This is a genomic window from Xanthomonas sp. NCPPB 3174, assembly GCF_056725205.1.
In genome coordinates this window covers 2,674,583-2,689,652 of record NZ_CM161517.1, presented here as the reverse complement: position 1 = coordinate 2,689,652, position 15,070 = coordinate 2,674,583, and the positions used below count along the sequence as shown (strand labels likewise).

12 protein-coding genes are annotated in these 15,070 nt (G+C 71.1%); 9 read left to right on the top strand and 3 right to left on the bottom strand.

Features of this window, described 5'->3' with window-relative positions:
- Nucleotides 1–432: 432 nt before the first annotated feature.
- The 3 genes from thrA to thrC all read left to right on the top strand — a co-directional run bounded on the left by thrA (nucleotide 433) and on the right by thrC (nucleotide 5,869).
- Entirely contained in the window at nucleotides 433–2,958 is a 2,526-nt protein-coding gene (gene thrA, locus AC1PK7_RS11915) for a bifunctional aspartate kinase/homoserine dehydrogenase I (RefSeq protein WP_481098271.1), read from the top strand.
- Nucleotides 2,959–2,963: 5 nt separating this feature from the next.
- The gene (locus AC1PK7_RS11910; RefSeq protein ID WP_481098270.1) at nucleotides 2,964–3,923 is read left to right on the top strand and encodes a homoserine kinase; all 960 of its coding nucleotides are present in this window, start codon (nucleotides 2,964–2,966) and stop codon (nucleotides 3,921–3,923) included.
- A 644-nt stretch (nucleotides 3,924–4,567) separates the two neighbouring features.
- Entirely contained in the window at nucleotides 4,568–5,869 is a 1,302-nt protein-coding gene (thrC, locus tag AC1PK7_RS11905; RefSeq protein WP_481098269.1) for a threonine synthase, read from the top strand.
- Nucleotides 5,870–5,903: 34 nt separating this feature from the next.
- Here thrC and AC1PK7_RS11900 read toward each other — a convergent pair whose 3' ends face one another.
- Complete coding sequence (locus tag AC1PK7_RS11900; protein ID WP_481098268.1) at nucleotides 5,904–6,218, bottom strand: hypothetical protein; 315 nt, start codon at nucleotides 6,216–6,218, stop codon at nucleotides 5,904–5,906.
- Between the two features lie 302 nt (nucleotides 6,219–6,520).
- Nucleotides 6,521–7,276, bottom strand: coding sequence for a Crp/Fnr family transcriptional regulator (locus AC1PK7_RS11895; protein WP_481098267.1), 756 nt, complete (start codon nucleotides 7,274–7,276; stop codon nucleotides 6,521–6,523).
- A 111-nt stretch (nucleotides 7,277–7,387) separates the two neighbouring features.
- On the opposite strand from AC1PK7_RS11895, the gene hisS reads away from it, so the two are divergent.
- A complete protein-coding gene (gene hisS, locus AC1PK7_RS11890; RefSeq protein ID WP_481098266.1) occupies nucleotides 7,388–8,788 on the top strand; it encodes a histidine--tRNA ligase in 1,401 nt (466 codons plus the stop codon).
- Nucleotides 8,789–8,905: 117 nt separating this feature from the next.
- Here the strand turns inward: hisS and AC1PK7_RS11885 are convergent, their stop codons facing one another.
- The gene (locus AC1PK7_RS11885) at nucleotides 8,906–9,892 is read right to left on the bottom strand and encodes a thioredoxin domain-containing protein (RefSeq protein ID WP_481098265.1); all 987 of its coding nucleotides are present in this window, start codon (nucleotides 9,890–9,892) and stop codon (nucleotides 8,906–8,908) included.
- A gap of 443 nt (nucleotides 9,893–10,335) precedes the next feature.
- On the opposite strand from AC1PK7_RS11885, the gene AC1PK7_RS11880 reads away from it, so the two are divergent.
- From AC1PK7_RS11880 to hisB, 5 genes are read left to right on the top strand one after another with little or no spacing between them, the layout of a single operon-like run.
- Nucleotides 10,336–10,662 carry a YerC/YecD family TrpR-related protein gene (locus AC1PK7_RS11880; protein WP_209246625.1) on the top strand — a complete coding sequence of 109 codons (327 nt, stop codon included), beginning with the start codon at nucleotides 10,336–10,338 and terminating at the stop codon, nucleotides 10,660–10,662.
- 9 nt (nucleotides 10,663–10,671) lie between these two features.
- Entirely contained in the window at nucleotides 10,672–11,586 is a 915-nt protein-coding gene (hisG, locus tag AC1PK7_RS11875; RefSeq protein WP_010340765.1) for an ATP phosphoribosyltransferase, read from the top strand.
- A complete protein-coding gene (gene hisD / locus AC1PK7_RS11870) occupies nucleotides 11,583–12,878 on the top strand; it encodes a histidinol dehydrogenase (RefSeq protein ID WP_481098264.1) in 1,296 nt (431 codons plus the stop codon). Before hisG ends, hisD begins: the two co-directional genes overlap by 4 nt.
- Complete coding sequence (hisC, locus tag AC1PK7_RS11865; RefSeq protein ID WP_481098263.1) at nucleotides 12,875–13,975, top strand: histidinol-phosphate transaminase; 1,101 nt, start codon at nucleotides 12,875–12,877, stop codon at nucleotides 13,973–13,975. Before hisD ends, hisC begins: the two co-directional genes overlap by 4 nt.
- A complete protein-coding gene (gene hisB / locus AC1PK7_RS11860) occupies nucleotides 13,972–15,045 on the top strand; it encodes a bifunctional histidinol-phosphatase/imidazoleglycerol-phosphate dehydratase HisB (RefSeq protein WP_267094027.1) in 1,074 nt (357 codons plus the stop codon). Before hisC ends, hisB begins: the two co-directional genes overlap by 4 nt.
- Nucleotides 15,046–15,070: the final 25 nt, after the last annotated feature.

Genomic DNA, 15,070 nt, shown 5'->3' with positions numbered 1-15,070 from the left:
CGCGCGCTTGGTCGGTGCGCATCGTTCGGTACGGGTCGCATCGTCAGTTTCCGCATGCCTGCTTGCCATGCAACCCGGCGCAACACCGGGTTTTTCAGGCTTTGGCGATAGTCACTTTTGCAACCGTCTTGTACGGCCGGCCGGTCGATGCTGCGGTTGCACACGCGGCGCTTGACAGCGCCCCGGCGCATGATGTCCTCTTGCGTCCATGCCCCTGGTCCACGCCCTCATTGCCACCTCGCTTCCGCGCTCGCTTCGGCACGCGGCCGCCGTGGCCGCGGGCATTACCACCGGTATTACCACCCTCACCATTCGCCCGGTGCGGCCCGTCGTCTTCGCCTGATCGTCGAACACCACGGCCCCGCACCCGGATCAGGATGCGGGGGACACCCTCGGCCTGATGCGAGCGGGGCCTCCACTCCGAGGTCTCCCATGTCGTCCCCCGCCGTCGCTTCCGCTGTTGCCGTTTCGCCCGATTCCGCCGTCGATCCCGCGCTCGCCGCCGCCACCGTCGTGCACAAGTTCGGCGGCACTTCGGTGGCCGATGCCGAACGTTACCGCCATGTCGCGCAACTGCTGCTGGCGCGCCCGGAGCGGCTCCAGGTCACCGTCGTCTCGGCGATGAAGGGCGTCACCGATGCCTTGATCGGCCTGGCCGAGTTGGCCGCGCGCGGCCACGGCGACTGGCGCGAGCGCTGGCACGAGACGCGCGCCCGCCATCGCGCCGCCGCCGTGGCGCTGCTCGGCGAGCACGCCGGCGCCACGGTGGAATGGCTGGACGCGCGCTTCGAGCACCTGGCGGAGATCCTCGCCGCACTGGCGGTGATCGGCGAGCTGCCGCGGGAAGTGCTGGATCGCGTGCAGGGCCTGGGCGAGGTGTATTCGGCGCAACTGCTGGGCGACCACCTGCGGGCGCTGGGCGAGGACTGCGCGGTGCTGGACGCGCGCGAGGTGCTGGTGGTCGACCGCGGCGAGCTGGGCGTGGATGTGGACTGGGAAGCGAGCGCGCAGCGCCTGGCGCAGTGGCGCGCGCAGCATCCGCAGCAGCGCATCGTGGTCACCGGCTTCGTCGCCCGCGACCGCGCCGGCCGCATCACCACGCTCGGCCGCAACGGCAGCGACTACTCCGGCGCGATCTTCGCCGCCTTGTTCGAGGCAGCGGAACTGCACATCTGGACCGACGTCGACGGCGTGCTCTCGGCCGACCCGCGGGTGGTGCCCGAAGCGGTGCAACTGGAAACGCTCAGCTACGACGAAGCCTGCGAGCTGGCGTACTTCGGCGCCAAGGTGGTGCATCCGCAGACCATGTCGCCGGCGATCGAGCGCGGCCTGCCGATCATCATCCGCAACACCTTCCAGCCCGAACACCCGGGCACCCGGATCACCGCCAGCAGCGCCACCAGCGGCCCGATCAAGGGCCTGACCCTGAGCCCGGACCTGGCCGTGCTGAATCTGGAAGGCACCGGCCTGATCGGCGTGCCCGGCACCGCCGAACGCGTGTTCGCCGCGCTGCGCAACGCGCGGGTGTCGGTGGTGATGATCTCGCAGGGTTCTTCCGAACATTCCATCTGCTGCGTGGTGCGGCAGAACGAGGCCGAGCGTGCGCGCGATGCGGTGCTCTCGGCCTTCGCCCACGAACTGGTGGTGGGCCAGGTGCAGCGCGTGCAACTGACCACCGGCATCAGCGTGCTGGCCGCGGTCGGCGACGGCATGGCCGGCCAGCCCGGCGTGGCCGCGCGCCTGTTCGAATCGCTGGGCCGCGCCCAGGTCAACATCCTGGCGATCGCGCAGGGCTCGTCCGAGCGCAACATCTCCGTGGCCATCGACAGCGCGCACGCGACCAAGGCGCTGCGCGCCGCGCATGCCGGCTTCTGGCTGTCGCCGCAGACCTTCTCGGTCGGCGTGATCGGGCCGGGCAACGTCGGTGCCGCGCTGCTGGACCAGTTGCGCGCGGCGCAGCCGCAATTGCTGGCCAAGGCCAACCTTGACCTGCGCCTGCGCGCGGTCGCCTCGCGCAGCACGATGCGCCTGGAGCCGCGCGCCTTCGCCGGCGACTGGCGGCAGGCGCTGGCGGCCGGGCAGCAGCCGACCGATCTGGACGCGTTCACCGCGCACCTGTTGTCGGCGCATCTGCCGCATGCGGTGATCATCGACTGCAGCGGCAGCGCCGACGTCGCCGACCGCTATGCCGGCTGGCTGGCCGCCGGCATCCACGTGGTGACCCCGAACAAACAGGCCGGCGCCGGGCCGCTGCCGCGCTTCCACGCCATCCGCGCCGCGGCCGCGGCCAGCGGCGCGCGTTTCCGCTACGAGGCCACGGTCGGCGCCGGCCTGCCGGTGATCACCACCTTGCGCGACCTGGTCGATACCGGCGACGCCGTCACCGCGATCGAAGGCATCTTCTCCGGCACCCTGGCCTGGCTGTTCAACAAGTACGACGGCAGCGTGCCGTTCGCGCAGCTGGTGGCCGAGGCGCGCGGCATGGGCTACACCGAACCGGACCCGCGCGACGACCTGTCCGGCACCGACGTGGCGCGCAAGCTGGTGATTCTGGCGCGCGAGGCCGGGCACGAACTGAGCCTGGAGGACGTGGCGGTGGAAAGCCTGGTGCCGGAGGCGCTGCGCCAGGCCAGCGTGGAGGATTTCATGGCGCGCCTGCACGAAGTCGATGCCGTCTTCGCGCAGCGCCTGCAGGCGGCCAAGGCCCGCGGCTGCGTGCTGCGCTATGTGGCGCGGCTGGCGCCGGGCCATGCGCCCAGCGTGGGCCTGGTGGAACTGCCGGCCGACCATGCCTTCGCCAACCTGCGCCTGACCGACAACGTGGTGCAGTTCACCACTCGCCGCTACTGCGCCAATCCGCTGGTGGTGCAGGGGCCGGGCGCCGGTCCCGAAGTGACCGCCGCCGGCGTGTTCGCCGACCTGCTGCGGGTGGCGGCGGGCGAGGGCGCGCGTCTGTGAGCCGGATGCAGACGCTCGCGGCCGGTGTCGTCGGCGCCGCTGCGCTGCCGACGCAGGCGCGCGCATTCGCACCGGCTTCGGTGGCCAACGTGGCGGTGGGGTTCGACCTGCTGGGTTACGCGGTGGAGGGCGTCGGCGACACGGTGACGGTGCGCCGCATCGATGCGCCCGAGGTCCGCATCGCGGCGATCCGCGGCACCACGGTGGCGTTGCCGCTGGAGGCGGCGCGCAATACCGCCGGTGCCGCGCTGATGTCGTTGCGCGAGGCGCTGGCGCTGCCGTTCGGCTTCGAACTGGAGATCGACAAGGGCATCCCGCTCAGCTCCGGCATGGGCGGCTCGGCCGCCTCGTGCGTGGCGGCGCTGGTGGCGGCCAATGCCTTGTTGGACGTGCCGCTGTCACGCGACCAGCTGTATCGCTACGCGCTGGACGGCGAGGCGGTGGCCAGCGGCAGCCGCCACGGCGACAACCTCGGCCCGATGCTGCTGGGCGGGCTGGTGTTGTCGACCCTGGAGCGGCTGGTGCCGGTACCGGTGCCGGGCGGCTGGCACAGCCTGCTGGTGCACCCGGACGCGACGCTGGAGACGCGCCATGCGCGCGCGGCGTTGGCCGGGGAGTACCGGCTCGACGAGTTCGTGGCGCAGAGCGCGAACCTGGCGCTGGTGCTGGCGGGTTGTCATGCCGGCGATGAGGCCTTGGTGCGTGCCGGCTTGCGCGATGTGCTGATCGAGCCACGGCGCGCGCCATTGATCGTCGGGTTCGATGCGGCCAAGGCGGCGGCATTGGCGGCGGGGGCGATGGGGGCGGGCATTTCCGGCGCTGGTCCGAGCGTCTTCGCGTGGTTCGCCAGCCGTGCCGAGGCGGAGGCGGCGGCACCGACGGTGCAGGCAGCCTTCGCTGACGCGGGCTTCGGCAGCCAGCACTGGGTGTCGCCGCTGCAGTGTCCGGGCGCGACGTTGCTGTAGCGGTGCGCAGCCTCGTGCTGTTGATGTTGCTGTTGTTTTGGTTGTTGCTGTCGCTTTTGACTTACCGGGTTCCCTTCCGAAGCGGCGGCCATCGTGGGGAAACACCCGAAGGGCGGCGTACATGGATGTACGCCGTCCGCGGCAGGGGCAGGATGCCCCTTCCGCGGATCCCCGCGATGGACGCGGACCCGGAGCGCGCAGCGCGGAGGGCGCGAGGCAGGGCGCGCTTTCTTTTGGTTACTTTTCTTTGCGCGAGCAAAGAAAAGTGACCCGCTTCAGCGGAAGCTGTTGCTCTTGCTTTCAAGCTTTGAGCTCGCAAAGCAACGGCAACGACAAAGGCTTTCGCCTGTCGGCGAGTCACTTTTCTTTGCTTGTGCAAAGAAAAGTAACCAAAAGAAAGCACACCCCGCAGCGCGCCCTCCGCGCTACGCGCTCCGGGTCCGCAGCCACGACGGGCATTTTTCGACGGCACATCCATGTGCCGGCGAAAAACGACGCGCATCCTGCGCGTCGCCCTTCGGGTATTCGCCCGCCGCGGCTGCCGCGCCGAGGGGACCCCGGGTGGAGCAGAACAGCAACAGCCAAAGCAACAGCAACAACTTAGAACGACAAAGCGACCGAATACCTCTGCTAATGGAACCACCATGAACTTCATCTCCACCCGCAATGCCGCACCCACCGTGTCACTCAGCCAGGCCATCGCCGCCGGCCTCGCGCCCGATGGCGGCCTGTACGTGCCCGAGCGCATGCCCGCCGCCCGCGACCTGCGTGCCGGCGCCAGCCTCGCCGAGACCGCCGCGGACCTGCTGGCGCCGCTCTTCGACGGCGACGCCCTGGCCACGGAACTGCCGGCCATCTGCGCCGAAGCCTTCGACTTCGCCGCACCGCTGCAGCCGCTGGCCACGCCCGGCGACCATGCATTGGAGCTGTTCCATGGCCCGACCGCGGCCTTCAAGGACTTCGGCGCGCGCTTCCTGGCCGCCTGCCTGGCCCGGCTGCGGCGCGGCGCGGCGACGCCGCTGACCATCCTCGTCGCCACCTCCGGCGACACCGGCGCCGCGGTCGCGGCCGCCTTCCATCGCCAGCCTGGGCTGCGCGTGGTGGTGCTGTATCCGGACGGGCGCGTGTCGCCGCGGCAGGCGCACCAACTCGGCTGCTTCGGCGACAACATCCACGCCCTGCGCGTGGCCGGCTCCTTCGACGATTGCCAGGCGTTGGTCAAGCAGGCGCTGAACGACGCCGAGCTGCAGGCGCAGGCGCCGTTGAGTTCGGCCAACAGCATCAGCCTGGGGCGCTTGCTGCCGCAGATGAGCTATTACGCGCACGCAGCGCTGCAGCACCACGCCGCGCACGCGCAGCCGCTGAACCTGGTGGTGCCCACCGGCAATCTAGGCAATGCGCTGGCCGCGATCCTGGCGCGGGCGCTGGGCGTGCCACTTGGCCGGATCGTGCTGGCGACCAACGCCAACCGCGTGCTGCCGGACTTCTTCGCCGGTGCCGACTACACGCCGCAGCCCAGCGTGGCGACCCTGGCCAATGCGATGGACGTCGGCGCGCCGAGCAACGTCGAGCGCCTGCGCTGGCTGTACCAGGGCGACGACGCCACGCTGCGGACCCAGTTCCAGGCGTACTCGGTGGACGATGCGCAGATCCGTCAGACCATCGGCGAGCGCTTCCGCCGCTACGGCGAGGTGCATTGCCCGCATACCGCCACCGCGCTGCACGTGCTGCAGCAACTGCGTGCCGAGGGGGCCGAGGCCGACGCCGGCGACTGGGCGGTGGCGGCCACTGCGCATCCGGCCAAGTTCGAAGGGGTGGTGGAGCCGCTGATCGGGCAGCCGGTGCCGGTACCGACGGCCCTGGCGGCGTTGCTGCAGCGGCCGGCGCAGGCCGAGCCGATCGCGCCGGACTACGCGGCCTTGCGCGCGCGCCTGCTCGCCGGCTGAGCGGTGCGCAGGCGGCGCCTGCGCACGTGGTGGCTCAGTCGGACGGCTGCAGCCGCTGCCAGGCGGCCAGGACGATGCCGCGCACCTGCAGCCAGTCCAGGCGCGAGCGCGGGTGGTCGCGCAGGAACACGTCGCGCAGCTGCGCGACCACCTCCTCCACGCGCTGGCCGTGGTACTTGAGGTAGGCGTCGTAAGCCAGCTTCAGCGCCGGCTCGTAGTCGTGGAACGTGTAACCGGGCTGATGGAAGGGGCTGTGTACGAACTGCGCCTTCCAGAACTCCAGTTCGCGCTCGCGGTCCAGCATCACGCAGGCGCGCGAGGCGTGTTGCATCTCGATGGCGACGGCCATACAGGCCCTCCGAGTGGTTCCCCCCCACCGGCACCGCGGCGGCGCCGCAGGTGTGTTGCGGCGCAAGTCTATGTCCGGACGCGACGCATGCCGTGACGAACGACTGAAGCGTTCAGAAGACGGGGCGTGGTCCCCGCGGCGGCGGCTTGCAGGACGTAGCGCGAATCGTTGCGGCCACGCGCAGATGTCTATCCACAACCGGTGTGGAGCGATACTCCGAAATCCTGTGGATAAGTGGCGGCGTGCCGCGCCGCATCAGCGACGTGTCCGGCCTGGCGAAAAAATCGCCAGCCGCGATCCGCTCAGTCTTCGTCCGACGCCAGCCGGTGCAGCGCGGCGAAGTCGCGGATCTCGACCACATGCAGCTGCGGCAAGGCGATCAGGCCCTGCTGGCGCAGCTTGGTGAAGGTACGGCTGACCGTCTCCATGGTCAGGCCGAGATGGTCGGCGATGTCGCCGCGGCCCATCGGCAGCACCACCTTGTTGCCGGCATCGCCCTGGCGCGCGGCGCGGGCGGCGAGCTTGAGCAGGAAATCGGCCAGCTTCTCGGCCGGCTGCAGCCGCGCCAGCGCCAGCGCCGCGTCCTGCGCCGCGTCCAGTTCCAGGCAGGCGCGCTGCAGCAGCTTGCGCTCCAGGTGCGGAAACTGGATGCGCAACTGCTGCATCTGCGCCACCGGCACCCGGCACACCCGGCTGTCGGCGATGGCTTCGATGTCGTGGCGATGCCGGGCCGATTCGCTCAGGCCCACGTAGTCGCCGGGCAGGACGAAACCGGCCACCTGGCGACGGCCGTCGGCGAGGGTGCGAACCAGGCGCAGCGCGCCGGCGGTGACGGTATAGACCGCCTGGCGCGCCTCGCCGGTGCGCGCCAGGGTGGCGCCGGCGGAGTAGGTCAGCGAGGTGGTGACCCGTTCCAGCGCCTGCACCTCGTCGCAGGCCAGCGCCGAGCAGATCGCCAGGTGGCGGACCGCGCAATGCAGGCATTCGTTGCCGAGCGGCGCGCGCGGGGCGGCCGGTTCGGCGTAGGGCAGGGCGAATCCGGAAGGAGGCCTGTTCATGGGCGTGGCAGCGGCTTCGGCACCCGCGAATGATACGCCGATGCGGCCGGGCGTGGCCGGTGCGGCTAGAATTGGCATCCCGCTCGCCCCCGAATCGCAGGAGTTCCGCACGTGATCAAGCCCCGTACGCCGCCCGGCATCATGGAATTGCTGCCGCGCGAGCAGATCGCGTTCCAGCGCATGCTGGACGTCATCCGCCGCAATTACGAGCGGTTCGGGTTCCTGCCGGTGGAGACGCCGGTGTTCGAGCTGTCCGATGTGCTGCTGACCAAGTCCGGCGGCGAGACCGAGCGCCAGGTGTATTTCGTGCAGTCTACCGGTGCGCTGGCCAATGCCGCGGCCGAGGGCGCCGAGGGCGGGCTGCCGGAACTGGCGCTGCGTTTCGACCTGACCGTGCCGCTGGCCCGCTATGTGGCCGAGCACGAGCACGAACTGAGCTTCCCGTTCCGCCGCTACCAGATGCAGCGCGTGTACCGCGGCGAGCGCGCCCAGCGCGGCCGTTTCCGCGAGTTCTACCAGTGCGACATCGACGTGATCGGCAAGGACGCGCTGAGCATCCGCTACGACGCCGAGGTGCTGGCGGTGATCCACGCGGTGTTCGCCGAGCTGGGCATCGGCGATTTCGCCGTGCAGTTGAACAACCGCAAGCTGATGCGCGGCTTCTTCGAGAGCCTGGGCGTGGCCGAGGGCGAGCGCCAGCTCGCGGTGCTGCGCGAGGTCGACAAGCTGGACAAGCGCGGCGCCGACTACGTGCGCGAGACGCTCACCGGCGAGGGCTTCGGCATTCCCGCCGAGCAGGTGCAGCGCATCCTCGACTTCGTCGCGGTGCGCTCCAGCGGTCATGCCGATGCGCTGGCGCGGCTGCAGGCGCTGGAGGCCGATGCCGCCTCCAGTGCGATCCTGCGCGAGGGCGTGGCCGAACTGCGCGAGGTGCTGGCCCTGGTCAAGGCGCTGGGCGTGCCGGAGAGCGCGTACTGCCTGAACTTCTCCATCGCCCGCGGCCTGGACTACTACACCGGCACCGTCTACGAGACCCTGCTGACCGACTATCCGCAGATCGGCTCGATCTGCTCGGGCGGCCGCTACGAGGACCTGGCCAGCCACTACAGCAAGTCCAAGCTGCCCGGCGTGGGCATCTCCATCGGCCTGACCCGGCTGTTCTGGCAGTTGCGCGAGGCCGGGCTGATCGACGGCATCGCCTCCAGCAGCGTGCAGGCGATGGTGGCGCTGATGGATGAGGCCAAGCTCGACGACGCGCTGGATATCGCGCGGCGGCTGCGCGCCGGCGGCATCAACACCGAAGTGCAGATGGAGCCGAAGAAGATCGGCAAGCAGTTTCAGTACGCGGCGCGCGCCGGCATCCGCTTCGTGGTGCTGGCCGGCGACGACGAACTGGCGCGTGGGGTGGTCGCGGTCAAGGACCTGCTGCGCGAGCAGCAGTTCGAGGTCGCCCGCGACGAACTGGCCAGCACGCTGCAGGTGGAACTGGAGCAGGCCAAGGTGATGGCCTGAGTCTGGTAGCGACGGCCGGCGACGGCCGTCGCGCTCTGCAGGATTCTCGTAGGAGCGGCTTCAGCCGCGACCAGCATGGCCGGTAAACCCGGCCGTGGCTGATCCCCCAGGCGCGGGCTACAGCAGGCCCGCACCCTGCAGCATCGCCTTCAGCGCACGCCGCTGCGCGGCGTCGTCCGCCGGCCAGCCCTGCAACTGCGCGACGACCTTGCCGTCGCGCACCAGGAAGAACGTCGGCATGCGCCATTCGCGCGGCAACAGCGGCCATTCCTCCACGTCGTAGAGCGGATGCAGCGGCGTCTGCGGCTGCGCCTGGTTCCAGGCGCGCAGTGCCCCCAGGTCCTCGCTGCCGGGCGGCAAGGTCAGCCACAGCGCATGGCGGCGGAACGCCGGGCCCAGTTCGGGATCGGCGGCAATGGCGCGCGCGGCGTCGGCGGCGAAATGGCAGCCGGCGGTGACCAGGAGTTGGGTCGGCCCCAGATCGATGCGCCGCCGGTGCAAGGTGCGGCCATCGGCGTCCAGCGACCACAGCGTCGGCCCTTGCGCCGACGCGCCCAGGCGGTCCTCGAAGCGCAGCCAATGCGGCCAGTCGGCGCTGCCGCCATTGGCCAGCAGGCGGCGTGCGTCGTCCACACGATGCGCGAGCAGCAGCGCGTTGCCGGCGTCGTCCACCTGCGCCGCGCTGGCCTGGCCGCGGTGCCGCAACTGCGCCAACACCTGCAGTTGCGTGTCCAGTCCCGCCGGGGTGGGGCGCAGCGCGTAGGTCGCGACGACGGTCCGATACAGAAGGTCCAGCGCGGTATCGTCCGATTGCGCGAGGGCCGCCGGGTCGAATGCTTCGGGCAGGGCGCTGCGCACTGCGGGCCAGGGATCGCGTCCAGTGCGGCGCAGGCCGTCCAGATTCCGGTTGTAGACGTTGTAGCGGCGCTCGAGGTGGCCGATCGGTGCGGCGGGATCGTGGGCGCGCGGCTGCGTCGCCCAGTGCGGCAAGCTCTCGGCGTAGCGCTCGGCATCGAACAGGGCCAGCAGTGCGCGGCCCTGTTCGCGGGTGAGCTGCGGCAGATCCTGCGTATCGAATCCACCCAGGCCGTCGCCCCCGAACACCAGGCCGTCGAGAAAGCGCGCGCGCCGGGCGTGAGGGCGTCCAGGGGCGTGGCCTGGCCGGCGTGGGCGCGCAGGTAGGCCTTGAGCTGGGCGGTGGAGCGGATCGGCAGTCCTGGCGCAGTGGCCGCGGTGTCGCCGCTTGCGGCTCCTTGGACGGGAGGCAGCGGCTGCGCCAGCGTCTGCGTCGCCAGGCACAGGGCAAGAGCGGCAAAACACGCATGGCGCATGCGGTATTCCAGAGGGGCAGCGGTCATTGCCGATCCTAGCGGCTGCCCGGTGATCCTTCCATGCGCTGCCGGCGGCGTCTGCGCGCAGCGTGAGGCCGGATCGCGGCAACGCGCAGGGCGCCAGAAGGTGCAACAGGATGGCCCGGACGCCGAATGCCAGGTCGCTGCGACCCGCGCAAGCTTGACCTTGTAATAGCGTGCTATTACATTAGCGCAATGAAACAACGTCCCGCCCCTGCAGCAGACCGCGATGGCGACGCCTCGTTCAAGGCGTTGGCGCGTACCCTGGCCCAGCTAGGCAAGCCGCAGGAAGTGGCGGCGTTCCTGCAGGACCTGTGCACGCCGGCCGAGCTGGAGGCGATGGCAGACCGCTGGCGGGTGGTGCCGCTGCTGCTCAAGGGCGTGCCATACCGCGAGATCCACGACCTGACCCAGGTCAGCGTCACCACCATCGGCCGTGTCGCACGGACCCTGGAATACGGCGCCGGCGGCTATGCCGCGGCGCTGCGCCGGCAGACGGCGCGCCCCTCCGATTCCCACTGAGATGTCCTGATGAGTGCTTCCCTGGCAGCACCGGCCCGCGACCGGCTGCGTATCGCGATCCAGAAAAGCGGCCGCCTGGCCGAGCCGGCCCGTGCGGTGCTGGCGGCCTGCGGGCTGAGCTGGCGCGAGAGCCGCGACAAGCTGTTCTGCTACGGCGAATCGTTGCCGGTGGACCTGCTGCTGGTGCGCGACGACGACATTCCCGGCCTGATCGCCGACGGCGTGTGCGATTTCGGCATCGTCGGCCGCAACGAACTCGACGAACAGGCCGGCGAGCGCCGCCGCAACGGCTTGCCGGAGGCCTATCGCGCCCTGCGCGGACTGAACTTCGGCCAGTGCCGGCTGATGCTGGCGGTGCCGGAGAGCTGGGAGTGGAGCGGCCCGCAGCAGGTGCAGGGGCTGCGCATCGCCACCAGCTATCCGGCGGTGCTGGCCGACTGGCTGGACGCGCGTGGCATCGCCGCGCAGGTGGTGGAGCTGTCCGGTTCGGTGGAGATCGCGCCGCGCCTCGGTACCGCCGACCTGATCTGCGATCTGGTGTCCAGCGGCGCCACCCTGGCCGCCAACCAGCTCAAGCCGGTGGAGACGCTGCTGGAGAGCGAGGCGGTGCTGGCCGGCCCGGTCCGCGAACCGGCCGATGCCCGCGCGGGCCTGGCGGCGATGCTGCTGCGCCGGCTCGACGGCGTGCTCAAGCTGCGCGACAGCAAGCTGCTGATGTTCCGCGCCGCGCGCGAGCGCGTCGCCGACCTGGCGCGGCTGCTGCCCGATGCCGAACCGCTGGTGCAACTGCCTGGTGATGCCGACGGCCCGCTGCAGCTGCAGACCATGTGCCACGGCGCCATCACCTGGCAGCGCATGGAGGAACTGGAGCGCGCAGGCGCGCAGGGGTTGATGGTCTTGACGGTGGAGCGGTCGCTGGCATGAATCGATTGGAGTGGAGCGCGCTCGACGCGCAGGAGCGCACCCAGGCGCTGACCCGGCCGGTGCAGCGCGTCGCCGACCAGACCCGCAGCGCCGTGGCGCAGGTGCTGGACGCGGTGCGCAGCCGCGGCGACGTCGCGTTGCGCGAGCTCACCGCGCGCTTCGACGGGGTGGTGCTGGAGACGCTCGAAGTGAGCGCCGAGGAGTTCGCCGCCGCCGAAGCGGCGGTGCCGGCGCCGCTGCGCGGGGCGATGGCCGAGGCGGCGGCGCGGATCGACACCTTCCACCGTGCGGGCATGGCGCAGCCGTATGCGGTCGAGACCGCGCCGGGCGTGGTCTGCGAGCGCGTGGTCCGGCCAATCGGGCGGGTCGGCCTGTACGTGCCGGCCGGCAGCGCACCGCTGCCGTCGACCGCGCTGATGCTGTGCGTGCCGGCGGCACTGGCCGGCTGCCGCGAGGTGGTGCTGTGCACGCCGCCGCGCGCCGACGGCTCGGCCGACCCGGCGGTGCTGGTCGCGGCGACGCTGTGCGGGGTCGACCGGGTGTTCAAGCTCGGCGGCGCCCAGGCGATCGCGGCAATGGGCTTCGGCACCGACAGCGTGCCGTCCTGCGACAAGCTGTTCGGCCCGGGCAACAGCTACGTCACTGAGGCCAAGCAGCAAATCGCGCAGGCCGGCGCGGCGGCGATCGACATGCCGGCCGGTCCGTCCGAGGTGCTGGTGATCGCCGACGCCGGCGCCGATGCCGCCTTCGTCGCCGCCGACCTGCTGTCGCAGGCCGAGCACGGTCCCGATTCGCAGGTGCTGCTGCTGTCCGACAGCGCCGCGTTGATCGAGGCGGTGGAGAACGAGCTGGAGCGGCAGCTGGCGACGCTGCCGCGCGCGGCGATCGCCCGGCAGGCGCTGGCCGCGTCGCGGCTGATCCGCGTCGATACGCTGGAGGACGCCTTCGCCATCAGCAACCGCTACGCCCCGGAACACCTGATCCTGGCGCTGCGCGCGCCGCGCGACTGGCTGGACCGCGTCGAGGCCGCCGGCTCGGTGTTCCTCGGCGACTACACCCCCGAGGCGCTGGGCGATTACTGCAGCGGTACCAACCACGTGCTGCCGACCAGCGGCGCGGCGCGCGCCTACAGCGGCGTGAGCGTGGCCAGCTTCCAGAATTTCGTCAGCGTGCAGAGCGCCAGCGCTGCCGGCATCGCCACGATCGGCGGCTGCGCGGTGCTGATGGCGCGTGCCGAGGGCCTGGACGCGCACGCCAATGCGGTGGCGCTGCGCATGGAGAAGGCGGCATGAGCGCGGCCTCCGATGCGCGCGCCGTGCTGGCGCTGGTCCGCCCGGACCTGCGCGACTTCGCCGGCTACTCGTCCGCACGCAGCAGCGCGCTGCAGGGCGACATCTGGCTCAATGCCAACGAGTCGGCCTGGGCCAACGCCGCCGATGGCGAAGCCGCCAATCGCCGCTATCCCGACCCGCAGCCGCCGGCGCTGCGCGCCGCCCTGGCGCAGCTGTACGCCTGCGCCCCGGAACAGGTGCTGCTCGGCCGCGGCAGCGACGAGGCCATCGACCTGCTGCTGCGCGCCCTGTGCGAGCCGGGGCGCGACGCCATCGTCATCACCCCGCCGGTGTTCGGCATGTACGCGGTCTGCGCGCGGCTGCAGAACGCGCGCGTGGTCGAGGTACCGCTGCGCGATACCGCCGAAGGCCTGCTGACCGACGTGGACGCGGCGGTGGACGTCGCGCTGAGCCAGATGGCCAAGCTGGTGTTCCTGTGTTCGCCGGGCAACCCCGGTGGTGCGGCGATCGCGCTGGCCGACATCGCCCGCGCCGCGGAGCGTCTGCAGGGCCGTGCGCTATTGGTGGTGGACGAAGCCTATGGCGAGTTCTCCGACGAGGCCTCGGCGACGACCTTGCTGGCGCGCCACGCCAACCTGGCGGTGCTGCGCACGCTGTCCAAGGCGCATGCGCTGGCGGCGGCGCGGATCGGCTGCGTGATCGCCGATCCGGCGCTGATTGCGGTGCTGCGACGCTGTCAGGCGCCGTATCCGATTCCGGCGCCGTGCACGCAACTGGCGCTGGCCGCGCTGCAGCCCGAACCGCTGCGGCAGACCGCGGCGCGGGTGCAGGAAGTGCGCGCCGAACGCACGCGTATGCAGGCGGCGCTGGTGGCGCTGCCCGGCGTGCGTCAGGTGTATCCGTCGCAGGGCAACTTCCTGCTGCTGCGCTTCGACGACGCCGAGGGCGCGTTCCAGGCGCTGCTGGCGGCCGGGGTGGTGGTGCGCGACCAGCGCGCCGCGCCCGGCCTGGGCGACGCACTGCGCATCACCCTGGGAACGCCAGCGCAGAACCAGCGCGTGCTCGGCGCGCTGCAGGCGTGGAGGGCCGCGGCATGACCCCGATCCTGTTCGTGGACCGCGACGGCACCCTGATCGAGGAGCCGGCCGATTTCCAGATCGACGCCTACGAGAAGCTGCGCTTCGTGCAGGGCGTGATCCCGGCGATGCTCAAGCTGCGCGACGCAGGCTACCAGTTCGTCATCGTCACCAACCAGGACGGTCTGGGCAGCGAGGCCTATCCGCAGGCCGCCTTCGACGGCCCCAACGACCTGATGCTGCAGATCTTCGCCAGCCAGGGCATCGTGTTCCGCGAGGTGCTGGTCGACCGCAGCTGGCCGGCCGACAATGCGCCCACGCGCAAGCCCGGCATCGGCCTGATGCTGCCGTACCTGCAGGACCGCAGCATCGACTGGGCGCGCTCGGCGATGGTCGGCGACCGTATCACCGACATCCAGTTCGCCGAGAACCTGCGCATCCGCGGCTTCCAGTTGCGCACCGCGCAGTTCGGCGGCGAGTGGGACTGGGCCGGCATCGCCCACGAGCTGGCCGATGCGCCGCGGCGTGCGCGGGTGCAGCGCGACACCAAGGAAACCCGCATCGCGGTGGAACTGGACCTGGACCTGGCGCGCGACCCGCACTGCGCCACCGGCCTGCCGTTCTTCGACCACATGCTCGAGCAGATCGGCAAGCACGGCGGCTTCGCCCTGGACGTGCGCGCCGAGGGCGACCTGCACATCGACGAACACCACACCATCGAGGACACCGGCCTGGCGCTGGGCCAGGCGCTGCGCCAGGCCTTGGGCGACAAGCGCGGCATCGGCCGCTATGGCTTCACCCTGCCGATGGACGAGACCCTGGCCAGCGCCGCGTTGGATTTCAGCGGGCGTCCGTACTTCGTGTTCGAAGGCGAGTTCAAGCGCGAGCGGGTCGGCGACATGCCCACCGAACTGGTGCCGCACTTCTTCCGCTCGCTGTGCGACGCGGCCGGGCTGAACCTGCACCTGAGCGTGCGCGGCGACAACGACCACCACAAGGTCGAGGCCTGCTTCAAGGCGCTGGCACGCGCCTTGCGCCAGGCGCTGAAGCGCGAGGGTGCGGCGCTGCCGTCGACCAAGGGGGTACTGTGATGCGCGCGGGTTTCGCAGGGAGCGT